Here is a 21,601-nt window from a genome sequence, read left to right as displayed (position 1 = left end):
ACCTGCTTGACGCCGTTCGGGTCCCACGCGTCGGGCCCGGGCGGCCCCGGACCACCCCGACCGCGGTCATGGCCGACAAGGCCTACTCCTCACGGGCTCACCGGGCCCTGCTGCGCAGCCGAGGGATCACCGCCGTGATCGCCGAGCCCCGCGACCAGCAAGCCAACCGCAAACGCCGCGGGGCCCGGGGAGGACGCCCACCCAGGACCGACCCCACCGCGTACGCCAAACGCCACGTCGTCGAGAACGGCTTCGAACGCGTCAAGCAATGGCGCGCCCTGGCCACCAGGTACGACAAGCTCGCCCTGACCTACCGGGCCGGCGTCCTGCTCCGCGCGATCCTCCTATGGCTACCCACTTTAAGAGACACGCCCTAGCAGCCCTGTCGCAGCACACCCTCGGCCGGGTGGCGCTGTGGCTGGGCGTCGCGGGCTTCCTCGGCCTCGCGCTGTGGCAGCTGACCGAGGTGATCGTCCCGGGGCTCGGCGGCGACAGCTGGCAGTCCCGGCTCAAGGACGGCGCCAAGGCCGTGGTCTACGCGATCCTCGCCTGGTCGGCCTTCGGGTTCGCCCGCGGCACCGGGTCCTCGGGCAAGCGGCAGGTGCAGGGCTTCACCACGAACCTGCTCGGGGCGCCGGCCGGACGCCTGCTCGTCGCCGCGGTCGGCCTGGGGATCATCGGCGTCGGCATCTACCACGTGGTCAAGGGGCTGCGGCGCACGTTCCTGCACGACCTCGAGGAGGACCCCGGTCCGGTCGCGGTCTACGCCGGGATGCTCGGCTACCCGACGCGTGGGATCGCGCTGGCGGTCGTCGGCGGGCTGTTCGTCGCGGCGGCGATGGCGAACTCGTCGTCGCGGACCAACGGCCTCGACGGTGCGCTGCGCTTCATGCTCGACCAACCCTACGGTCGGGTGGTCGTCGCGTTCATGGCTCTGGGATTCGCGTCCTTCGGGGTCTACTCGTTCTTCAGGGCGCGGCACGCGGACGTATGACGGGGGCGCGGCCTCAACGGCCGTAGTCCACGGGCAGCACCTCCAGGCGGTCGAGCGGGAACGGCTGGTGCCGGCCGTCGCCGCTCCCGTTGAGCGCCTCCCACCCGCTGCCGACCCGCAGGAGCCCCGGGTAGGGGTCGCCCGAGAACGCCGAGGCGTTCTCCGCGCGGAAGCTCACGGCACCGCTCGTGTCCCACACGATCAGGCCGTACTCCTGGGCCGCGCGGGCGATGGTGCGGGCGGTCGGCGTGAGCCCGAGGGAGTCCACGTCGAGGTCGGCGGGCAGACGCAGCCGTTGGCCCTGGCGCAGCACCACCTGGCCGCGTGGGTTGCGCCCGTCCGACCGCACCGCGGGCCAGGAGTGGGCGGGGGCGGCGGCGGCATAGGGGACGGCCACCCCCACGACGTGGTCGATCCGCCCGCGGCGCAGCTCCTCGGCGCGGATGATCCCGCCCGCGAAGGGCAGGCCGGTGGCGGTCGTGCCGATGGGGAAGGGGAAGACGCCGTCGCTGCGCGAGGCGGCCTGGATCGACCCGCCCCCGCACGCGGTCCACGACCCGTCCGCGCCTCGGGTCAACTGCCACAGGTCGGTGTAGCGGTCCGTGGCGGGATCGTGCAGCGCCGCCTCGTGGTCGCTGCCACCGGCCGGGCGCAGGTCGTCGGGGATGCGCAGACCGCGCAGCGACTCGGCGACGCGAGGATGCAACCGGCACCCGGGCGCGGCGCGGACGTCGTGGACGGGATCGGACGGGGTCGTGGTGACCAGCGGCGGGGTGTAGTCGTGCGTGTTGAGCGTGACGTTCGGCAGTCCTGGCCGGCCGTGCTCGACGGCTGCGGCGCGCAGGTCGCGGACGATGGCGCTGCTGCGGGGGTCCGTGGGGGTGGAGGCCGGGAGGCGGGAGTACCAGAACGAGGAGGGGGCGAAGACCCGGTGGGGGACCGGAGGTCGACGCGCCGGCGGGCTCGCCGTCTTCGACTCGCCAGGCGTCGGGGTGCCCGAGCAGGCGGCGAGCAGCGCGGCCGTGGCCAGGCCGACGACGAGGGCGGCGCGCGGCGGCATACGACTCCCGACTCTCGAGGCGACGGGCCGCCACCGGGGTGGGGCCACGTGGGGATCGTCTGCAAGCCTGGCACAGCCGGCTGATCGGCAGGTGAGGACGCGACAGGGTGGCCGAGGAGGGCCGACGTCGGTCAGAGCGAACCGACAGCGGCGAAACGTCCGTACGGGTAGGGATTCTGCGCTGAGGCCAGACCGCCGTTGACCGGTCGGTCACGACTTAGGGGGGCCGACGCCGCGGTAGGCCCAGCCCCACGACACGGTCGTACACGAGGATCGGGACGAGGGCTGGACAACGCGTCAACCACCCACCCAATGGGGGTATGACGGGCACAGCGACACACCTCGTCGTGCCGTGCATCAGGTAGGCCGGGTCGGGCTTGAACCGACGACCGACGGATTATGAGTCCGCTGCTCTGACCGACTGAGCTACCGGCCCTGGGTCCGCGGGGGCGAACCCTGTCACCCTACCGTCAGCGACCCACCCCGAGCGGCGACATACCGGCCGGTACCCGACGTGGTTCGTTCTAACTCGTCACCTCGGTATCGCTACGCTGAGTGAGCGACTTTCTGGAGATAGTTGCTCTCAATGGGTGGTAGATGGTCACTTCACGTCATGTGATGTCACAGAGTGTATGAGCCCCCTAGCTCATGAAGGTGCCCGCATGCCTGCCTCCCCCCTCATCACCAGGCTTCTCACGCGCACGATCGGCCCCACGCCCCCTCCTCGGCCGGCGCCCCGTCCCACACCCACGCCCAAGGTCGTGGCGCCGGACCCGCGACTCGTCCACGCCGTGCCGCCCGTCGCGACGTCCGTCCACGCGCCGAACCTCCCGCTGCGCACCACCCCCGCCTGGCACCTGGCTCGCCGAGCCGCCCAGGCACCCACGGCGGCCATGGTCGCCGACATCGAGCGGATGGGCACCCGGGCGTGGATCGCGCAGCAGCTCGACGCGGCCTCGATCCCCGACCCGACGTGGGACGGCATCGTCCAACGGTGCTTCCCCTGGCTGAACCTGACCAACAAGCAGGTGCAGGACCTGACCGGCGGCAGCTTCCGCGGGAGCCCGGTCATGGCCCACGCGAACGCCGCCCGGCCGCTGTTCACCAACCGTGTGCTCTGGGAGAACGTGGTGACGATGTGGGGCGACCTGCTCTACGTCCCCTACCGCAGCAAGGCCGACAGCTTCACGCTCGAGTACGACTGGAAGGTCCTGCGTCGCCACGCTTTCGGGCGGTATGCCGACCTCCTGCACGCCGCGGTCACCCACCCGGCGATCCTGCACAACCTCGACAACGACGCCAACTCCCGGGACAACCCCAACGAGAACCTCGGCCGCGAGATCCTCGAGCTCTACAGCGTCGGGGTGGGGAGCTACACCGAGACCGACGTCCGGCAGTCCGCGCTCCTGCTGACCGGGCACTCGGTCGACTGGAACACCCGCGCCTACGCGTATGACGACTGGGCCCACCACGTGGGGCCGATCAGGATCATGGGCTTCAGCCACGCCAACGCCACGTCCGCGGGCGGGCCGGCGGCGCTGCGGGCCTACACCGACTACCTGGCGCGGCACCCGACGACCGCGCGCCGCCTCGCCCGCATCATCGCCACGCGGTTCGTCTCGGACACGCCCAGCGAGGCCCTCGTGCAGACCCTGGCCGCGACCTACCTGGCGTCGGACACGGCGATCGTGCCGGTGCTGCGGCGACTGTTCGACCACCCGGAGTTCTGGGCCTCGGTCGGCAACAAGTGGTCCCGGCCGGCCGAGCTGGCCGCCAAGGGCGTCCGCGCGTCCAAGCCGACCGGCTACGCCTTCGCGCAACCCATCACCACCAACCCGTGGGCGATGAGCAACTACTTCTGGTTCCTCTACCAGTGCGGCCACGCGCCTCGGGACTGGCCTCGGGTCGACGGCTACCCGGACGACGCCGACGCCTGGCGCAGCACCATCGCGACGCTCTCGTCGTGGAACGTCATGCACGCCCTGGCCTGGGGCTGGGGCGACGGGCCGACCTACCCGGACGAGGCGGATCAGGACCCCGGCCAGGGCCTGCCGCACTGGCACACCGCCCTCGGCGTCAAGGCCGGCGACAACGTCCTCGCGACGGCTCGGCGGATCACCTTCGCCCTGACCGGCTACGTCTGGCGCGAGCAGGACATCGCCCCCATCGCGTCCTGGCTGTGCAGCTACGGGGAGCGGCCGGCCACGGCGTCGGACGTCCTCGCCGACTACCAGGCACGCGGCTGGCTGCGCGAGGCCGTGCGCCTGATCCTGGCCAGCCCCTACTCCTTCCTGCGCTGATCGGAGATCATCGTGACCACCCCCAGCACGCCCAGCAGCCCCAGCAGCCCCAGCGGCCGTCGCCGGAGCTCCGGTCCGCGCGCCACGGCGCCGGGCGCCCCCGACCCCTACGCGCCCCTCCTCCACGACGACCTCGTCACGCCGATGCACCACCACGACGAGTCCCGCAACCACCTCGTGGTGCGCACCGACGACGGGCCGCGCGTCATGTCGGCCACCGACGCGGCGTCATACGTCGAGCATGTCCGACCGCCCGCCTGCCCGCACGAGGTGGCCGAGGCCGCCGGCTGGCGCGGCCCGCTGCGGCGTCGCACCGTCCTGCAGGGCGCCGCGCTCGGCTTCGGGGCGCTGCTGGCGGAGTCCGCCGTGCCGCGCTATGCGTTCGCGGAGACGGCGACCCAGCGCGACCTGCTCGTCGTCATCTTCGTCCGTGGCGGGGCCGACGGACTCTCGCTGGTCCCACCCCTCCAGGACAGCGCCTACCTCGCGGCCCGCCCGACCATCCGGGTGACCTCCTCCCAGGCCCTGCCGCTGGACGGCAAGGTCGGCCTCAACCCCGCGATGAAGGGCCTCAAGGCGTTGTACGACGCGGGCGACCTCGCGGTGGTGCTCGGCGCCGGCAACCCGGCGGTGCGACGCTCGCACTTCGAGGACATGAACGCCATGGAGTGGGCGGCCCCCGCCAACATGCGCTCCGGGTGGCTGGCCCGGCACCTGACCACGAGCGGTCCGACGACCGGGACCGTCCGGGCCATCACCCGGGGGTCGCAGGTCGCCCTCTCGCTCAGCTCCCCCAGCATGGAGACCCCCGCGGTGGCCGAGCTGGCGAGCTTCGGTCTGCAGCCGACCTACACCACCGACGGCACCACGCGCGAGCGCATCACGACGATCATCGACCAGATGTACGCGCGCGCCGGCGGCGGGGCGGCGCTCACCGCGCGCTCGACCCTGGACGCCGTCGCCCGGCTCGCGGACCAGCGAGCCATCGCCGCCGCGGGGAAGTACGTCCCGGCGAACGGCGCTGCCTACCCCGACACGACCTTCGGCAAGGGCATGCGCGACATCGCGCAGATCGCCAAGGCGGGCCGGGGGCTCGAGGTCGCCTGCATCGACAACGACGACTGGGACATGCACCGCAACCTCGGCCTGGCGCAGGACACGAACGGCTGGATGTGGCGTCGGGCCGCCGACCTGTCGGCGGGGATCGCCGCGCTGCGGGCCGACCTCGGCGACCTCTGGCAGCGCACCACCGTCGTCACGATGAGCGAGTTCGGCCGCCGCGTCCAGGAGAACGGCGACCAGGGCCTCGACCACGGGCACGGCAACGTGATGTTCGTGGCCGGCGGGGGAGTGAACGGCAAGAAGGTCTACGGCACGATGCCCACGCTCACGACCGCCAACCTCGTGCAGGGTGACGTGCCGATCACCACGGACTACCGCCAGGTGCTCAGCGAGATCATCAGGGCCCGCCTGCTCAACGGCGGCTCCCTCGGCACCATCTTTCCCGGGTTCACCCCTCGGACCACCCCGCTCGGCGTGGTCTGAGGCGGCCCTGGTCGTGCGGCGGTGTGTCGTTCACCCGGAAGGCCTGGCGCGACCAGCCATGATGGGGCATGATTGACGACGCAGCGTGACCAAAGCTCTCCTGGGTCCCGAGGTCGTTGGGGAAGACGTCCCTCGCACACAGGAGGTCAGGATGTCCGTTGCAGCCGATCTGCACAGGGGTGGCGACGCCACCCCGACGACGCGAGGCGTGGTGTTCGTGCACAGCGCCTCTACCGCTCTGTGCCCGCACGTGGCCTGGGCGCTCGAAGGGGTGCTCGGCGCCGCCGTGACCCTCGACTGGACGAGCCAGCCCGCTGACGCGCGCCTGATGCGCACCGAGGTCAACTGGGTCGGGCCCGCCGGCACGGGCGCCGCCCTCGCCAGCGCCCTGCGCGGATGGGACTCCTTGCGCTACGAGGTCACCGAGGACCCGAGCCCCGGGTGCGACGGCTCGCGCTGGTCGCACACCCCCGACCTCGGCCTGCACCACACCTGGATCTCGGCGAGCGGTGACGCCGTCGTCAACGAGGACCGGCTGCGGCACGCGATCGCGCAGGCCCAGGGTGATCCGCGGGTGCTGGGGGAGGTCGTCGACCAGATCCTGGGCGCCCCGTGGGACGCCGAGCTCGAGGCCTACCGCGAGGCCGGCGACGGTGCGCCGGTCCGCTGGCTGCACAAGGTCGGCTGAGTCGCGCCCCGGCACCTGAGCGGTGTGCGCGTTCGGGTGCCGGAGGCCGTATGACGAAGGGCCCGACCTCTCCCGTGGTGGAAGCGGTCGGGCCCTTCGCCGTCATACCGACGATCGACACCGTCGGGCCGAGGATCAGCCGTCGGCCCGATGACCGGCGCCGTCATACCGCCGATCGACCGTGATGCCGACGAGGGCGGTGCGACTGGGCCGGCCGGTGGTCAGCCGAAGCTCTTGACCACCAGCGCGACGTTGGCGCCGCCGAACCCGAACGAGTTGTTGAGCGCCGCGAGGTCGCCCTCGGGCAGGGCCCGCGCCTCGCCGGTGACGACGTCCAGCTCGATCTGGGGGTCCTTGGACTCGAGGTTGATCGTCGCGGGGATCGTGCGGTCACGCAGCGCCAGCAGCGTCAGGACGGTCTCGAGGGCGCCGGCCGCTCCGAGGAGGTGACCGGTCATCGACTTGGTGGCCGTGACGGCGATCTGGGAGGTGTGGTCCCCGAACGCCCGGTGGATGGCCTTGGTCTCGGCGACGTCCCCGACCGGGGTCGAGGTGGCGTGCGCGTTGACGTGGCAGATGTCGGTCGTGGTCAGGCCGGCGTCCTCGATGGCCTCCAGCATGGCCCGGGCCGCGCCACGGCCCTCGGGCTCGCCGGCGGTGATGTGGTAGGCGTCCGCCGACGCGCCGGCACCGGCGATCTCGCCGTAGATGCGGGCGCCGCGCGCCGTGGCGTGCTCCTCGGACTCCAGCACGAGCAGGGCCGCGCCCTCGCCCAGCACGAAGCCGTCCCGGTCCTTGTCGTAGGGACGGGAGGCGCGCTCGGGCTCGTCGTTGCGGGTCGACAGGGCCTGCATCGCGGCGAAGCCGGCGACGGGCAGCGGGTGGATGGCGGCCTCGGTGCCGCCGGCGACGACGACGTCGGCCTTGCCGCTGCGGATCAGGGCGAGGGCCTGGGCGATGCCCTCGGCACCGGACGCGCACGCGCTCACCGGCGTGTGGGCGCCGGCCCGGGCGGTCAGCTCGAGCGAGACGGCGGCAGCGGGGCCGTTGGCCATCAGCATGGGCACCGCCAGGGGGAAGACCCGGCGCGGGCCCTTCTCGCGCAGCACGTCCCACTGGTCCAGCAGGGTCTGCACCCCGCCGATCCCGGTGCCGAGGCACACGGCGAGCCGCTCGGGCTCGACCTCGGGGGCGCCGGCGTCGGCCCAGGCCTCGCGGGCGGCCACGAGGGCGGCCTGGGTGCTGGGGTCGTTGCGACGGACCTCGACCTTGCTCAGGACGTCGGCGGTCGGGACGGCCAGGGTCGCGGCGAAGGTGACCGGCAGCTGGTGCTGCTCGACCCAGTCGTACGGCATGGGGCGGGCGCCGGATCGGCCCGCAAGGATGGCGTCCCAGGTGTCCTGGACGTTACCGCCGACGGGCGTCGTGGCACCGAGACCGGTGACGACGACGCGGCGGCTGCTCGAGGTGGTCATCTCGCTGCTCCTTGGTGGATGAGGTGGGCCGGACGGGGCGGACCGGGCGACGTGCCGCGGTCCACCCCGTCCAGAGGCGGGGGTGCCTCGGGTCAGCCCTGGGCCCCGTTGATGTAGGACACGGCGTCGCGCACCGTCTTGAGGTTCTTGACCTCGTCGTCGGGGATGCGGACGCCGAACTTCTCCTCGGCGTTGACCACGATCGTCATCATCGACAGCGAGTCGATGTCGAGGTCCTCGGTGAAGGACTTGTCCATCTGGACCTCGGCCGCGTCCAGGCCGGTCTCCTCGTTGACGATCTCGGCCAGGCCCTGGAGGATCTCGTTCTCGTTCATGGCCATCTCAGGCTCCTTCTCGGTTGCTCCGACCGTGCGGTGCGGAGGGTGGGATGGTGCGGGCTGACCCGATGGGTCCCGTCGGGCCGCGGGAATCTGCGTGCGTGCTGGCGGTCGCGCCGTCAGGGGAGGACGATCACCTGGGCGGCGTAGACCAGGCCCGCGCCGAAGCCGATCTGCAGGGCGAGCCCACCGTGCGGCGCCTGGCCCTCGGTCAGCATGCGGTCGGTCGCCAACGGGATCGAGGCCGACGAGGTGTTGCCCTGGTGGCGGATGTCGTCAGCGACCGGGACGTGCTCGGGCAGCTTGAGCTGCTTGACCAGCGCGTCGACGATGCGGATGTTGGCCTGGTGGGGGATGAACGCGTCCAGGTCGTCGGCCGTGATCCCGGCCGCGTCCAGCGCCTCCCGGCACACGGGGGCCATGGCGTAGACCGCCCACCGGAACACGCTCTGCCCGGCCATCGTGAGGTAGGACCAGGGCATGGCGTCCCGGGGGCTCTGCTCCTCCAGGCTCCCGACGTGGGCGTGGTCGCGCAGGTCCACCCAGGAGTACTTGTTGCGGATGACGTCCCAGTCCTCGCCCTTGGAGCCCCAGACGGTGGGCCCGATCCCCGGGAAGTCGGACGGGCCCACGACCGCAGCACCTGCGCCGTCGCCGAAGATGAAGGCTGTGCCACGATCGTGCTTGTCGGTGAAGTCCGAGAGCTTCTCGACCCCGATGACGAGGACGAACTCGGCGGTGCCGCCGCGGACCATGTCGTTGGCCAGGCCGATGCCGTGGCAGTAGCCCGCGCACGCCGCCGACAGGTCGAAGGCTGCGGCGGGGGAGGCGCCGATGCGGTGGGCCACCGCGGCCGCCGCGCTGGGCGTCTGGAAGGGGTGCGTCACGTTGGCGACGATGACCGCCCCGAGCTGGTCGGCGCGCACGCCGGCCTTGGTCAGCGCGTCCTCGGCGGCGGCGCAGCTCATGTCGATGACGGACTCGTCCTCGCGGGCCCAGCGGCGCTCCTCGATGCCGGACCGGCTGCGGATCCACTCGTCGGACGAGTCGATCCACTGGCAGACCTCGTCGTTGGTGACGACGCGCTCGGGGCGATAGCCACCGACCCCCCAGATGCGGGCGTGGGCGGCGCCGGAGCGTTCGGTGATGGTGGGGCGGGTCACTCGGTGCCTCCTTCGGTGGGGGAGCTGCCGTGCTCGCGGATCATGCGGTGCGCGGCCTCCAGGTCGTCAGGCGACTTCAGCGCCAACAGCTCGACGCCGGGCATGGACCGCTTGGCCAGGCCCACGAGGGTGCCGGCCGGCGGGATCTCGATGAGCCCGGTCACGCCCTGCTCGACCATCGTCTGCATGCACAGGTCCCAGCGGACGGGGCTGGCGACCTGGCTGACCAGCCGGCGCAGCACCTCGCGCCCGTCGCGGACGAGCCGGCCGTCCTTGTTGGACACGATCGGCACACGGGCGTCGTGGCTGGTCACGCCCCGCGAGAGGACCTCGAGGCGGGCCTGGGCGGGAGCCATGTGCTCGGTGTGGAAGGCCCCCGCGACCGGGAGCGGGATGACCCGCGCCTTGGCCGGCGGGTCGGCCTTGAGCGCCTCGAGCTGCTCCAGGGTGCCCGCCGCGACGGTCTGACCGCCGCCGTTGACGTTGGCCGGGGTCAGCCCGTGACGCTCGAGGGTGGCCAGCACCTCGTCGGGGTCGCCGCCCAGGACCGCGGTCATGCCGGTGGGGGAGGCGGCGGCGGCCTTCGCCATACCGTCCCCGCGCTCGCGCACGAAGACCAGGGCCTGCTCGGCGGTCAGCACGCCAGCGGCGCAGGCCGCGGTGATCTCGCCGACCGAGTGGCCGCTGCCCATGCCGATGACCGGGTAGCCGGCCGACGGGTGCTCGAAGAGCGCCAGGAGGCTCAGCAGACCGGCTCCGACGATGAGCGGCTGCGCCACGTCGGTCTCGGTGATGGTCGGCTTGTCGGACTCGGTCCCGTGGGTCACCAGGTCGGTCCCGGCGACCGCGGAGAACCACTCCAGCCGGTCGCGGAAGCCGGGCAGCTCCAGCCAGGGGGCGAGGAAACCGGGGGACTGGGAGCCCTGTCCAGGGCAGACGATCGCTAGCACCCGTCCACTCTCTCCCGAGATCGGCGCCGACGCCGTGCCGGATCGCCACCAGAAACGGTCTGGTTCCTTGGAGGATTCCTACAAAGATCGGGTGGGGAGCAGGGTATGCCGGGCCGCTGGTGGACGGGGCCGGCCTCAGCGCCAGGACTGCGGGGCAGGAGCGCCCAGGCGTCCCAGCGCCAAGGCCAGCCGGACGGTGAAGGCGTCGCGCGAGGACGTGAGGTCGTGGCCCGTGACCTGGGCGATCCGACCGAGGCGGTAGCGCACCGTGTTGGGGTGCACGAACAACGCTCGCGCCGTGGCCTCGAGGCTCGGCTCGTCGAGATAGGCCGACGCGGTCTCGAGCAGGCCGCCCCCGCTGTCGACGAGGGGGCGGTGGATGCGGTCGAGCAGCGCCCGTCGCGCGTGGTCGTCCCCCGCGAGGACGCGCTCCGGGAGCAGGTCCGAGGCCTCGACGGGCCGCGGCGCGTCGGGCCAGGCCCGGGCCGCGGCGAGTCCCGACAGGGCCGCCCGGGCCGAGCGTCCGGAGGCGAACAGGTGAGGGACGGTGGGCCCCAGCACGACCGGCCCGTCGCCGAAGTAGGCCAGCAGGCGGCCGGCGGCGTCGGCGACGTCGCTCGTGCCGCCCAGGATGACGACGAGGCGCCGCCCCTGGACCGCGCTCAGCGCCTCCACGTGCAGGCGGCCGGCGGCCCGCCGCACCGCGTCGATCACGGCGGCGGTGTCCTCGTGCGGGCTCAGCCCTGCGACGACGGTGACGTGGCGGATGGACCCCCAGCCCAGCGCGGTGGCGCGGGAGCGGAGCGAGTTGTCCGCCTCGCCACGGATGACGGCGTCCACGACGAGGGACTCGAGCCGGGCGTCCCAGGCACCCCTGGACTCGGCGGCCTCGGCATACACCTGGGCCGCGGCGAAGGCCACCTCCCGGCTGTAGCGCAGCACCGCCTCCCGCAGGGCCGGCTCGTCGCCCTGCGCAGCCAGGCCCTCGACCTCCTCCTCGACCACCCCCACGACGGAGCGGACCAGGTCCAGCGTCTGGGCGAGCGAGACCGACCGCGTCAGCTCGCGCGGCGCCGTGCCGAACACGTCGGCCGTCACCATGGGCGGTGCGGCGGGGTCGCGCAGCCAACCCAGGAAGCTGCCGATCCCGGCCTGGGCGACCAGCCCCACCCAGCTGCGGTCCTCCGCGCTGAGCGAGCGGTACCACTCGTGCTGCGCCTCGATGCGGGCCGTCGCCGCCGTGGCGAGCATCCCGGCGCTGTCCTGCACGCGCTGCAGCGTGGCGGGCGTGGGGGTCGGACGCGGGGAGGGCACGGCGGCAGCCTAGTTGTATGACGCCGACAAGCCGTCACGCGGATGGCCCACGTTCACCCCGTGGCCGGGCGATCGTCGCCTGTCCGCACTAGCGTCCACCCCCATGAGACGAACCCCCACCGTCGCGGCCGTCGTCCTCGCCGCCGCGCTGCTGCCCGTGACCGCCGCGATGTCCTCCGCCAGCTCGGCCAGCTCGGCCAGCTCGGCCGGCTCCGCTGCCGCGGACGCGTCCTCCGACGACCGCTCGCAGGCGGCCGACCACGGCGGCAAGGACCGCCGCTACACCGACGCCAAGGGCATGCCCTCGCCGCTGGTCGTCGCCCACCGCGGGGCCTCGGGCTACCGCCCCGAGCACACGATCGCGGCCTACGAGCTGGCGGTGCAGATGGGCGCCGACTACATCGAGCCCGACCTGGTCATGACCAAGGACGGTCAGCTGGTCGACCGCCACGAGCCCGAGATCTCGGGCACGACCGACGTCGCCGCCCACCCCGAGTTCGCGTCGCGCAAGACCACCAAGAAGCTCGACGGGGTCGACGTCACCGGCTGGTTCACCGAGGACTTCACCCTCGCCGAGCTGCGCACGCTGCGGGCCAAGGAGCGCCTCGCGACCGTTCGCCAGCGCAACACGATCTACGACGGGCTCTACCAGGTCCCGACCTACGAGGAGGTGCTGCGCTTGCGCGAGCGTCTCTCCAAGAAGTACCGCCGCACGATCGGGATCATCCCCGAGATCAAGCACTCCACCTACTTCCACGACAAGGGTCTGGTCCCCGAGCCCAAGGTCGTCGCCCTCACCGAGAAGTACGGCCTCAACAAGCGCAACGCCCCGATGTGGATCCAGTCCTTCGAGATCACCAACCTCAAGGACCTGCGGTTCCGCCACGGCTACAAGGCGAGCTCGACGTTCCTCGCGTGGACCGGGACCGGACCGCTGGACGGCCCCTACGACCTGATCTCCAAGGGCGACGAGCGTCTCTACCAGGACTGGATGACGCCCAAGGGCCTCAAGGAGATCTCGCGCTTCGCCAACGGCGTCGGGCCGGAGAAGTTCTTCGTCATCCCCAAGAAGGCGGACGGCACGCTGGGGCAGCCGACCTCTCTGGTCGGTGACGCCCACCGCCTCGGCCTCAAGGTCGTCCCGTGGACGTTCCGCAACGAGAACCAGTTCATGGCCAAGGACCTGCAGAAGGGCACCAACCCCGCCGACTACGGCAAGGCCATCGAGGAGCAGGTGGCCTACCTGCGCACCGGGCTCGACGGCCTGTTCACCGACAACCCTGACACCGGCGTGGTCGCCCGCGACATCTTCTGGGGCCGTCAGTAGCCCCCGCTCCCTCCGCTCCGTACGCCCAACATCGTGAGGGTTTGGTCCAAGAAACCTGGACCAAACCCTCACGATCTTTGCTGGTGGGGCGGTGGCGTCAGGCGTCGCCGCCCGCGTTGCCGCTGGTGCCGGCGGTGACGTCGCTCAGGCGGTACTTGTCCATCGCCTCCTGGACGACCGAGCGCTCCACGACACCCTGCTTGGCGAGTGCCGCCAGGGTCTGCACGACCATGGACGGGCCGTCGATGTGCAGGTGACGGCGGGCGGCCGCACGCGTGTCGGAGAAGCCGAAGCCGTCCGCGCCCAGCGTGAAGTAGTCGCCCGGGACCCACTCGCGGATCTGGTCCTGCACGGCCCGCATGTAGTCGGACACCGCGACGACCGGACCCGGACGGTCCTTGAGGGCCGTCGTGACGTACGCCTCGGGGGCGTCCTGCGAGGGGTTGAGGAAGGCCTGCTTGTCGGCGGCCATGCCGTCGCGTCGCAGCTCGTTCCACGAGGTGACCGACCACACGTCGGCGGCCACGCCCCAGTCCTTGGCGAGCAGCTCCTGCGCCTCGAGGGCCCACGGGACCCCGACGCCGGAGGCCAGCAGCTGGGCCCGCTTGTCGCCCGCGTCGCCGGCGCCCTCGGCCTCCTTGAGGAGGTACATGCCCTTGAGTAGACCCTCGACGTCCAGCCCCTCGGGCTCGGCCGGCATGACGATCGGCTCGTTGTAGACCGTCAGGTAGTAGATGACGTCCTCGGCGTTCTCGCCGTACATCCGGCGCAGACCGTCCTGCATGATGTGGGCGATCTCGTAGGAGTAGGCCGGGTCGTAGTGCACGACCGCCTCGTTGGTCGAGGCCAGCAGCGGGGAGTGCCCGTCCATGTGCTGCGTGCCCTCGCCGGTGAGCGTGGTCTTGCCGGCCGTCGCGCCGATGAGGAAGCCGCGGGTCAGCTGGTCGGCGGCGGCCCAGATCGAGTCGCCGGTCCGCTGGAAGCCGAACATCGAGTAGAAGACGTACATCGGCACCATGGGCTCGCCGTGCGTGGCGTATGACGTGCCCGCCGCCGTGAACGCCGCCATCGAGCCCGCCTCGTTGATGCCGAGGTGCAGGATCTGGCCGTTCTTGGCCTCGCGGTAGGCGAGCATCAGCTCGTGGTCGACCGGGGTGTAGTTCTGCCCATGCGGGTTGTAGATCTTGATCGTCGGGAAGAACGAGTCCATGCCGAAGGTGCGGGCCTCGTCGGGGATGATCGGCACGACGCGCTGGCCGAAATCCTTGTCGCGCATGAGGTCCTTGAGCAGCCGGACCCACGCCATGGTCGTGGCGATGGTCTGCTTGCCCGAGCCCTTCTTGACCGTTGCGTAGGCCTTGTCCTCCGGCAGCTTGAGGGCCTTGCCGGAGTCACGGCGCGACGGCAGGCCGCCACCGAGCTCCTTGCGCCGCGTCATCATGTAGGCGATGCGGTCGTCGTCCATGCCGGGGTGGTAGTACGGCGGCTGGTAGGGGTCGTCCTCGAGCACCTTGTCGGCGACCGGGATCTCGAGCCGGTCGCGCAGGTCCTTGAGGTCGTCCAGGGCGAACTTCTTCATCTGGTGCGTCGCGTTGCGACCCGCGAAGTGCTGCCCGAGGAAGTAGCCCTTGATCGTGTGGGCGAGGATGACCGTCGGCACGCCGGTGGTCTCCGTCGCGGCCTTGTAGGCGGCGTACACCTTCGTGTAGTCGTGGCCGCCACGGGTGAGCCGCCATACCTCCTCGTCGGACCAGCCCTCGACCATCTTGGCCGTGCGCGGGTCGCGCCCGAAGAAGTGCTCGCGGACGTAGGCGCCGTCGTTGGCCTTGAAGGTCTGGAAGTCGCCGTCGGACGTGGTGTTCATGAGGTTGACCAGCGCGCCGTCGCGGTCCGCCGCGAGCAGCGGGTCCCAGCCGCGGCCCCAGACGACCTTGATGACGTTCCAGCCGGCGCCGCGGAAGAAGCTCTCGAGCTCCTGCATGATCTTGCCGTTGCCGCGCACCGGGCCGTCGAGGCGCTGCAGGTTGCAGTTGACGACGAAGGTGAGGTTGTCGAGCTCCTCGTTGGCCGCCCACTGCAGCGCGCCACGCGACTCGACCTCGTCCATCTCGCCGTCGCCGAGGAAGGCCCACACGTGCTGCTGCGAGGTGTCCTTGATGCCGCGGTTGTGCAGGTAGCGGTTGAACTGCGCCTGGTAGATCGCGTTCATCGGGCCGATGCCCATGGACACGGTGGGGAACTCCCAGAAGTCCGGCATCTGGCGCGGGTGCGGGTAGGACGGGATGGCCTGGACCTTGCCGTCCACCACGTGCGAGTGCTCCTGGCGGAAGCCGTCGAGCTGCTTCTCGTCGAGGCGCCCCTCGAGGTAGGCGCGGGCGTACATGCCGGGGGAGGCGTGGCCCTGGAAGAAGATCTGGTCGCCGCCACCGGGGTGGTCCTTGCCGCGCCAGAAGTGGTTCATGCCGACCTCGTAGAGCGTCGCGGCGGACGCGTAGGTCGAGATGTGGCCGCCGACACCGATGCCGGGGCGCTGCGCGCGGTGCACCATCATCGCGGCGTTCCAGCGCAGCAGACGGCGGTAGCCGCGCTCCGTGGTCTCGTCGCCGGGGTACCAGGGCTCACGCTCCGGCGGGATGGTGTTGACGTAGTCCGTGGAGGTCAGCGAGGGGACGCCGACCTGGCGCTGGCGGGCCCGCTCCAGGAGCTTGAGCATCACATAGCGTGCTCGCTGCCGTCCGCCCTCGTCGATGATCCCGTCGAGCGACTCGATCCACTCCTGCGTCTCGTCCGAGTCGATGTCGGGGAGCTGGTTCGGCAGTCCGTTGATGATCGGACCGACACCATCGCGTGCCACCACGCCTGTGTCCTTTCCTAGAGGGACCTCCCGGCGCACTGATCAGAGCGCCGGGCGGGACGACCGCCCCCATCCTCCACCCAAGATGGGGTGCAGGTCACACCGGGGACCGATTGCGGGGAGGACGAGACTATTTGGCGCGGATCGGGCCGGGCAAGATCAGCCGCCGGGTGTCTCGTGCGTTGGGTGGCCAGTCGGCTGGACGGTCGGCTCGCCGGTGTCGATCCGGTCGGGCCGGCTGTATGCCGTGAACCGGGGCGGACGCACGAAGGCGGCGAGGGTGAGACCCACGTCCAGCGCCAGGTCGACCGCCAGCGAGGACGGTGCCGACACGGCGGACAGCACAGGGATGCCGGCCATGGCGGCCTTCTGGGTCAGCTCGAAGCTCGCCCGACCGCTGACCTGCAGGACGTGCCCGGCCAGGGGGAGCAGACCCTCGCGCGCGGCGGCCCCCAGCACCTTGTCGACCGCGTTGTGGCGGCCGACGTCCTCACGCACGAGCAGCACCTCGCCGGCGGCCGTGAACAGGCCGGCGGCGTGCACCCCGCCGGTCCGGTCGAACGCCCCCTGGTGCTCGCGCAGCCGGTCCGGCATACGGACCAGGTCTGCTGCTCGCACCCGCACCGGGTCGGCGGTCACGTCGTGGGGGAGGCGGGTGCGGATGGCGTCGATGCCGGCCTTGCCGCAGACCCCGCAGGAGCTCGTCGTGTAGGTGCTGCGGGTGGCGCTGGCCAGCGCTTCGGCCGACCCCGCTCCTGCACGCAGCGTCACGTCGACGACGTTGTAGGTCGGGGAGCCGTCCTCGCCCTCGTCCAGGCAGTGCATCAGGCCCAGCACGTCGTCCGCCGCCGCGACCACCCCCTCGGTCAGCAGGAACCCGATCGTGAGGTCGAAGTCGTCCCCGGGCGTACGCATCGTGACCGCGACCACCTCGCCGTGGACCCGGATCTCGAGCGGCTCCTCGACGGCGAGCGTGTCCGGTCGGGGCCGCACCGACACGCGCGGGCTCGCAGCGCCTTCTGCGACCAGTTCTCCGTGGAGCTCGCCGACCGGCTCGTCCACCACGAAACGGGTCGCCGGCACCCTCGTCGTCACTCGTCCCATGCCCGCCAGCCTAGGCGCCGTCACCCTCCGCGACGGCGCACGTCCTTGCCATGCGGCCTCCGATTGGGTGGACTAGACCTCACGACCTCATGGTGAGGCCGTGACCGGAGCGTCCCCCGACGCCCCGGATCCGGACGGAAGGACCAGGACGACAGTGACGACGACCGCGGAAGCGGCCGCTGCGGCAGCCCATCTGACCAAGCTCGGGCTCGTCGAGGGCGCGGTGGTGCAGGAGCTCGGCTACGACGACGACGTCGACCTCGACCTGCGCGACCGGCTCATGGAGCACATCGGTTCCGACCTCGTGGACGAGGACCACGGCGACGTGGTCGACGCGGTGCTGTTCTGGCACCGCGACGGCGACGGCGACCTCGTCGACGCGGTCGTGGACGGCCTGACCGACCTGGACGACCAGGGCTTCATCGTGCTGATGACGCCCCGGGCCGGCCGGGACGGGCACGTCGAGCCCGCCGAGATCGCCGAGGCCGCCACGACGGCCGGGCTGCACGTCTCCGGGGCGCTGACCGACTCCTCCGACTGGACTGGCACCCGCCTGGTCCCGCCGCGCGCCAAGAAGAAGTAGCACCGCGAGGCGCCGGGGCGGTCGACATACGGCACCGCCCCGTCGCCGAGTTGCGCCTGGGGCGCGGGTTGACAGACTGGGGCCATGAGCGACTCCCAGACCGCACCGTCCGTGGGCTCCGAGGCCCCCGACTTCACCCTCAAGAACCAGTTCGGCGAGGACGTGACCCTGTCCTCGTTCCGCGGTGACAAGAACGTCGTCGTCGTCTTCTACCCCTTCGCCTTCTCCGGGATCTGCACCGGGGAGCTGTGCGAGATCCGTGACAACATCGCCGGCTTCCAGGGCGACGACGTGCAGGTGCTGGCCGTCTCGTGCGACCCGATGTTCACGCTGCGCGCGTGGGCCGAGGACCAGCGCTACGACTTCCCGCTGCTGTCCGACTTCTGGCCGCACGGCAAGGTGGCGCAGGACTACGGCGTCTTCCTCGAGGGCGGTGGCCTGGCCAAGCGCGGCACCTTCCTTGTGGACAAGGACGGCAAGGTCGCCTGGACCCTCGTCAACGAGCCCGGCGAGGCCCGCGACTTCAGCGGCTACCACGAGGCGCTGGCGGGGCTCCGCTCCGCCTGACGACCCGCCGGGGGCGGAGGCATCGACCGGCCGTCGTCCGGCAGGCTGATGCACCCGCCCCCGGCAGGTCGCGAGCCGTGGCGCGTCCGCCCTCCTCCGCCCTGGCACAATGGGCGACCGCGACGCCCGCCAGGTCGTCGCGACGGGGCCTGTAGCTCAGCTGGTAGAGCACTGCGTTTACACCGCAGCTGTCGTCGGTTCGAACCCGGCCGGGCCCACATGGACAGCGCCGCGCTCGACGGCCACCGCACCCCCTCGCTCGCCGAGGTCCTGGAGGTGCTGCGTGACCTCTACCCCGAGGACACCGCCCAGTCGTGGGACCAGGTGGGCCTGGTGACGGGCGACCCGGACCAGCCGGTCCGCTCGGTGCTGCTGGCCGTCGACCCCACGCTCGACGTCATCGACGAGGCCCGTGAGCTGGGCTCCGACCTGCTCGTCACCCACCATCCGCTGCTGCTTCGGGGCGTGCACAGCGTGGCGACGACCTCGGCCAAGGGGGCCGCCGTCACGCGACTGGTCGTGGCGGACATCGCGCTCTACGGCGCCCACACCAGCGCCGACGTCGCCACGACCGGGGTGTCGCAGGCCTTGGCCGACGCCCTTGAGCTCCGCGGGGTCGAGCCGCTCGCGATCGAGGAGGGACAGCCGCTCGGGCGCGTCGGGCAGCTCCCGCAGCCGACGAGCCTGCGGTCCCTGGTCGAGCGGCTGGCGGCGGTCCTGCCCCCCGCTCCGGTCGGCATCCGTGCCTCGGGGCCGGCCGACGCGCAGGTGACCCGTGTGGCGGTGCTCGGCGGCGCCGGCGACAGCCTGTTCGACGAGGTCCGGGCGAGCGGCGCCGACGTCTACATCACCTCTGACCTGCGGCACCACCCGGCCCTGGAGGCGCGCGAGGAGGCGGGCGGCGGCCCGCCATACCTCGTGGACGCCGGCCACTTCGCGACGGAGTGGCTGTGGCTGGACGTCGCGCGCCACGCCTTGCTGGAGGGTCTGTCGGCTCGCGCGGCTACGGTGGACGTCACGGTGTCGACCCGCACGACCGACCCCTGGACCTTCCTCGTCCGCACCGACGACGACCGCAGCAGCTCCGACCACACCCACCCTCAGGGCACCGGCCCTGCCCGACCCAAGGAGGACGCCGGTGAAGGCTGAACCCGCACGCCAGTGGCGCCTGCTCGATCTCGCCGAGCTCGACACCCGTCTGGACCAGATCGCCCACCGCCTCCGCTCCTCCGACGAGCAGCGCGCCGTCGACGCCGCCACCCAGCGCCGGCAGGCCCTCGACACCGACCTGGTGCTCACCCGCACCGCGGTCAGCGACGTCCAGCGCGAGATCAAGCGCGCGGAGGACGAGGTGCAGATGGTCCGTGACCGGATGACCCGCAACCAGGCGCGTCTCGACTCGGGCCAGGGCACGGCCAAGGACCTGCAGGCGATGCAGCACGAGCTCGAGTCCCTGCACCGGCGCCAGGGCACGCTGGAGGACCTCGAGCTGGAGGTGATGGAGCGGGCCGAGGAGCACCAGAGCACGCTCGACCGGCTCGAGGCCCGCGCCTCCGAGCTGCAGTCCGAGCTCGACGAGGCCACCACGGCCCGCGACCGCCTCGTGCGCGACCTCGAGTCCGAGCGGGAGCAGGTGACCGGCCGGCGCGAGGGCATCGCGGCGGGTGTGGGTGGCGACCTGCTGGGGCTCTACACCAAGGTGCGCGAGCAGGTCGGCGGCGTCGGTGCCGCTGCGCTGCGCCAGCGCCGGTGCGAGGGCTGCCACATGGAGCTCAACAACGTCGACCTCGGCCGCATCCGCTCCGCGGCCGACGACGAGGTCCTTCGCTGCGAGGAGTGCCGACGGATCCTCGTGCGCACCGCCGAGTCGGGGCTGTGACGCGGCTCGTCGTCGAGGCCGACGGCGGATCGCGGGGCAACCCGGGGGTCGCCGGCTATGGCGCCTTGGTGCGTGACGGGGCCACCGGTCGGGTGCTGGCCGAGCGGGCGGCCCCCCTCGGCAAGCAGAGCAACAACGTCGCAGAGTACTCCGGCCTGATCGCCGGCCTCGAGGCGGCGGCGCGCATCGACCTGGCCGCCGACGTCGAGGTCCGCATGGACTCCAAGCTGGTCGTCGAGCAGATGGCCGGCCGGTGGAAGATCAAGCACGAGGACATGCGTCGCCTCGCCCTCGAGGCCCGCGAGCTGTGCAGCGCCCGATCGGCTGCCGGCGGGTCGGTCCGCTTCACCTGGATCCCGCGCGCCGACAACAAGGACGCGGACAAGCTGTCCAACGACGGCATGGACGGCCTCACGATCGACCGGTCGTATGCCGACGGGCCCGACGCGACGGCTGTCGACGCAACGCGCCCGGCCGCCGTCAGCGAGCGCCACCCTGACGGGCCGGCCGACCAGCCGGACAAGGGCCTCGTCACCGACCCCGTGCCCGGGGCCGCGGCAGACCTCGGCGCCCCGACCCGCATCCTGCTCGTGCGGCACGGCCTCACCGACTTCACCGTCAAGGGCCGGCTGGACGGTCGCGGGGGAGGCGACCCGGTGCTCAACCCGGACGGGGAGGCCCAGGCGCAGGCCTGCGCTGCGGCCGTGCGACGGCTCGTGGGGACCGAGGTGCGCGTGGTCACGAGCGCCCTGCGTCGCGCCCGGCAGACCGGCGACGCGATCGCCGAGGCTCTCGGCACGACCGCGACGAGCGACGAGCGGTTCGACGAGCAGGGCCTCGGTGACTGGGACGGTAAGTCGATGGCCCAGGTCGCGGCGCGCTGGCCGGACGAGCTGGCCGCGCTCCGCACCGACCCGGCCTACGCCCGCCCCGGCGGCGAGAGCCACGACGAGCTGCGGGACCGTGTCCTCGCCGGCTGGCGGGACGTCGTCGACGCCGGTGGGACGACCGTGCTGGTCGGGCACCGCAAACCCTTCCTCGTCGTGCTCGCGGAGGTGCTGGGCATGCCGCACGACCGGTTCTGGCGGCTGGCCCTGGCGCCCGGGTCGCTCACCGGCGTCGAGGTGTGGGCCGACGGCAACGCCTCCGTCTCGTTCGTCAACCGGACGTCGCACCTCTGATACCCGGCGTCGGTCTTGCGTCGTGGGAGGGTCCGGCATCCGACCACGACCGAGGCGTGGTGGATCGTCGCCGTTGCCGCGCGATCCTCGTCCGTGGCGGGTTGCCGCGCGCGTGCTCGCTCGCATCGCGGGTGGCGTGCTGCAACAGACCACGGACACCAGTCGGATCCACCGGCAGCGGTCGGCGCCACGACCACCGGCCTTCGCACCCCAGCCTGGGGTGACGGAGGCGGGCTGATGTACCTACCTCGGGTAGGTCCATCGGCCTGGCGTGCGAAG

The 21,601-nt window shown here is 72.0% G+C and carries 19 protein-coding genes and 2 tRNA genes; 12 read left to right on the top strand and 9 right to left on the bottom strand.

The window, feature by feature from the left end; all coding sequences use genetic code 11:
• On the top strand, positions 1–377 hold a 377-nt coding region (locus K313_RS0117585), incomplete at its 5' end, for an IS5/IS1182 family transposase (protein WP_029212734.1).
• Positions 347–994 carry a DUF1206 domain-containing protein gene (locus tag K313_RS0117580; RefSeq protein WP_029212733.1) on the top strand — a complete coding sequence of 216 codons (648 nt, stop codon included), beginning with the start codon at positions 347–349 and terminating at the stop codon, positions 992–994. The genes K313_RS0117585 and K313_RS0117580, both read left to right, overlap by 31 nt.
• 13 nt (positions 995–1,007) lie before the next feature.
• Here K313_RS0117580 and K313_RS22695 read toward each other — a convergent pair whose 3' ends face one another.
• Complete coding sequence (locus K313_RS22695; protein WP_029212732.1) at positions 1,008–2,054, bottom strand: hypothetical protein; 1,047 nt, start codon at positions 2,052–2,054, stop codon at positions 1,008–1,010.
• Positions 2,055–2,416: 362 nt separating this feature from the next.
• Positions 2,417–2,490 (bottom strand) — tRNA-Ile (locus K313_RS0117570).
• A 226-nt stretch (positions 2,491–2,716) separates the two neighbouring features.
• Here K313_RS0117570 and K313_RS0117565 point away from each other — a divergent pair.
• The 3 genes from K313_RS0117565 to K313_RS0117555 all read left to right on the top strand — a co-directional run bounded on the left by K313_RS0117565 (position 2,717) and on the right by K313_RS0117555 (position 6,587).
• Complete coding sequence (locus tag K313_RS0117565) at positions 2,717–4,354, top strand: DUF1800 domain-containing protein (protein WP_169516865.1); 1,638 nt, start codon at positions 2,717–2,719, stop codon at positions 4,352–4,354.
• 12 nt (positions 4,355–4,366) lie between these two features.
• Complete coding sequence (locus tag K313_RS0117560; protein ID WP_029212730.1) at positions 4,367–5,899, top strand: DUF1501 domain-containing protein; 1,533 nt, start codon at positions 4,367–4,369, stop codon at positions 5,897–5,899.
• A gap of 151 nt (positions 5,900–6,050) precedes the next feature.
• On the top strand, positions 6,051–6,587 hold the full coding sequence (locus K313_RS0117555; protein ID WP_029212729.1) for a DUF3145 domain-containing protein: 537 nt from the start codon (positions 6,051–6,053) through the stop codon (positions 6,585–6,587).
• Positions 6,588–6,808: 221 nt separating this feature from the next.
• On the opposite strand, the gene fabF is transcribed toward K313_RS0117555, so the two are convergent.
• The 5 genes from fabF to K313_RS0117530 all read right to left on the bottom strand — a co-directional run bounded on the left by fabF (position 6,809) and on the right by K313_RS0117530 (position 11,827).
• Positions 6,809–8,062, bottom strand: a complete 1,254-nt coding sequence (gene fabF / locus K313_RS0117550) for a beta-ketoacyl-ACP synthase II (protein WP_029212728.1) — start codon at positions 8,060–8,062, stop codon at positions 6,809–6,811.
• 92 nt (positions 8,063–8,154) lie between these two features.
• Positions 8,155–8,403, bottom strand: a complete 249-nt coding sequence (locus K313_RS0117545) for an acyl carrier protein (RefSeq protein WP_019284666.1) — start codon at positions 8,401–8,403, stop codon at positions 8,155–8,157.
• 116 nt (positions 8,404–8,519) lie between these two features.
• Complete coding sequence (locus tag K313_RS0117540; protein ID WP_029212727.1) at positions 8,520–9,563, bottom strand: beta-ketoacyl-ACP synthase III; 1,044 nt, start codon at positions 9,561–9,563, stop codon at positions 8,520–8,522.
• The gene (locus K313_RS0117535) at positions 9,560–10,513 is read right to left on the bottom strand and encodes an ACP S-malonyltransferase (protein ID WP_029212726.1); all 954 of its coding nucleotides are present in this window, start codon (positions 10,511–10,513) and stop codon (positions 9,560–9,562) included. The genes K313_RS0117540 and K313_RS0117535 overlap by 4 nt, the downstream gene beginning before the upstream one ends.
• 135 nt (positions 10,514–10,648) lie before the next feature.
• Positions 10,649–11,827 (bottom strand): PucR family transcriptional regulator, encoded by a 1,179-nt coding sequence (locus tag K313_RS0117530; RefSeq protein WP_034254089.1) that lies wholly within the window; start codon positions 11,825–11,827, stop codon positions 10,649–10,651.
• 103 nt (positions 11,828–11,930) lie between these two features.
• On the opposite strand from K313_RS0117530, the gene K313_RS0117525 reads away from it, so the two are divergent.
• Complete coding sequence (locus tag K313_RS0117525) at positions 11,931–13,154, top strand: glycerophosphodiester phosphodiesterase (protein WP_029212724.1); 1,224 nt, start codon at positions 11,931–11,933, stop codon at positions 13,152–13,154.
• 97 nt (positions 13,155–13,251) lie between these two features.
• On the opposite strand, the gene aceE is transcribed toward K313_RS0117525, so the two are convergent.
• A complete protein-coding gene (aceE, locus tag K313_RS0117520; protein WP_156911458.1) occupies positions 13,252–16,011 on the bottom strand; it encodes a pyruvate dehydrogenase (acetyl-transferring), homodimeric type in 2,760 nt (919 codons plus the stop codon).
• 156 nt (positions 16,012–16,167) lie between these two features.
• Positions 16,168–17,112, bottom strand: a complete 945-nt coding sequence (fdhD, locus tag K313_RS0117515) for a formate dehydrogenase accessory sulfurtransferase FdhD (protein WP_084413003.1) — start codon at positions 17,110–17,112, stop codon at positions 16,168–16,170.
• A gap of 154 nt (positions 17,113–17,266) precedes the next feature.
• Between fdhD and K313_RS0117510 the strand changes: the two genes are divergently transcribed.
• The 6 genes from K313_RS0117510 (at position 17,267) to K313_RS0117485 (ending at position 21,322) form a co-directional block, all read left to right on the top strand.
• Positions 17,267–17,695 carry a DUF3052 domain-containing protein gene (locus K313_RS0117510; RefSeq protein ID WP_019284674.1) on the top strand — a complete coding sequence of 143 codons (429 nt, stop codon included), beginning with the start codon at positions 17,267–17,269 and terminating at the stop codon, positions 17,693–17,695.
• 84 nt (positions 17,696–17,779) lie between these two features.
• Positions 17,780–18,262 (top strand): peroxiredoxin, encoded by a 483-nt coding sequence (locus K313_RS0117505; protein ID WP_029212721.1) that lies wholly within the window; start codon positions 17,780–17,782, stop codon positions 18,260–18,262.
• A 145-nt stretch (positions 18,263–18,407) separates the two neighbouring features.
• Positions 18,408–18,480 (top strand) — tRNA-Val (locus tag K313_RS0117500).
• 1 nt (position 18,481) lies between these two features.
• On the top strand, positions 18,482–19,411 hold the full coding sequence (locus K313_RS0117495) for a Nif3-like dinuclear metal center hexameric protein (RefSeq protein WP_029212720.1): 930 nt from the start codon (positions 18,482–18,484) through the stop codon (positions 19,409–19,411).
• Positions 19,401–20,141 (top strand): zinc ribbon domain-containing protein, encoded by a 741-nt coding sequence (locus tag K313_RS0117490; RefSeq protein WP_029212719.1) that lies wholly within the window; start codon positions 19,401–19,403, stop codon positions 20,139–20,141. The genes K313_RS0117495 and K313_RS0117490 overlap by 11 nt, the downstream gene beginning before the upstream one ends.
• Positions 20,138–21,322 carry a bifunctional RNase H/acid phosphatase gene (locus K313_RS0117485; RefSeq protein ID WP_029212718.1) on the top strand — a complete coding sequence of 395 codons (1,185 nt, stop codon included), beginning with the start codon at positions 20,138–20,140 and terminating at the stop codon, positions 21,320–21,322. Before K313_RS0117490 ends, K313_RS0117485 begins: the two co-directional genes overlap by 4 nt.
• Positions 21,323–21,601 lie beyond the last annotated feature (279 nt).

The sequence above is a fragment of the Arsenicicoccus bolidensis DSM 15745 genome (assembly GCF_000426385.1).
In the GTDB taxonomy this organism is placed as follows: Bacteria; Actinomycetota; Actinomycetes; order Actinomycetales; family Dermatophilaceae; genus Arsenicicoccus; species Arsenicicoccus bolidensis.
The sequence above is the reverse complement of the archived record's forward strand: the minus strand, read 5'-3'. Positions and strand labels throughout refer to the sequence as shown.

Excerpts from the sequence above, each read along its gene's own strand:
- K313_RS0117580 (WP_029212733.1), top strand. The coding sequence starts at position 347 with ATGGCTACCCACTTTAAGAGACACGCCCTAGCAGCCCTGTCGCAGCAC.
- K313_RS22695 (WP_029212732.1), bottom strand. The coding sequence starts at position 2,054 with ATGCCGCCGCGCGCCGCCCTCGTCGTCGGCCTGGCCACGGCCGCGCTG.
- K313_RS0117565 (WP_169516865.1), top strand. The coding sequence starts at position 2,717 with ATGCCTGCCTCCCCCCTCATCACCAGGCTTCTCACGCGCACGATCGGC.
- K313_RS0117555 (WP_029212729.1), top strand. The coding sequence starts at position 6,051 with ATGTCCGTTGCAGCCGATCTGCACAGGGGTGGCGACGCCACCCCGACG.
- fabF (WP_029212728.1), bottom strand. The coding sequence starts at position 8,062 with ATGACCACCTCGAGCAGCCGCCGCGTCGTCGTCACCGGTCTCGGTGCC.
- K313_RS0117545 (WP_019284666.1), bottom strand. The coding sequence starts at position 8,403 with ATGGCCATGAACGAGAACGAGATCCTCCAGGGCCTGGCCGAGATCGTC.
- K313_RS0117525 (WP_029212724.1), top strand. The coding sequence starts at position 11,931 with ATGAGACGAACCCCCACCGTCGCGGCCGTCGTCCTCGCCGCCGCGCTG.
- fdhD (WP_084413003.1), bottom strand. The coding sequence starts at position 17,112 with ATGGGACGAGTGACGACGAGGGTGCCGGCGACCCGTTTCGTGGTGGAC.
- K313_RS0117505 (WP_029212721.1), top strand. The coding sequence starts at position 17,780 with ATGAGCGACTCCCAGACCGCACCGTCCGTGGGCTCCGAGGCCCCCGAC.
- K313_RS0117495 (WP_029212720.1), top strand. The coding sequence starts at position 18,482 with ATGGACAGCGCCGCGCTCGACGGCCACCGCACCCCCTCGCTCGCCGAG.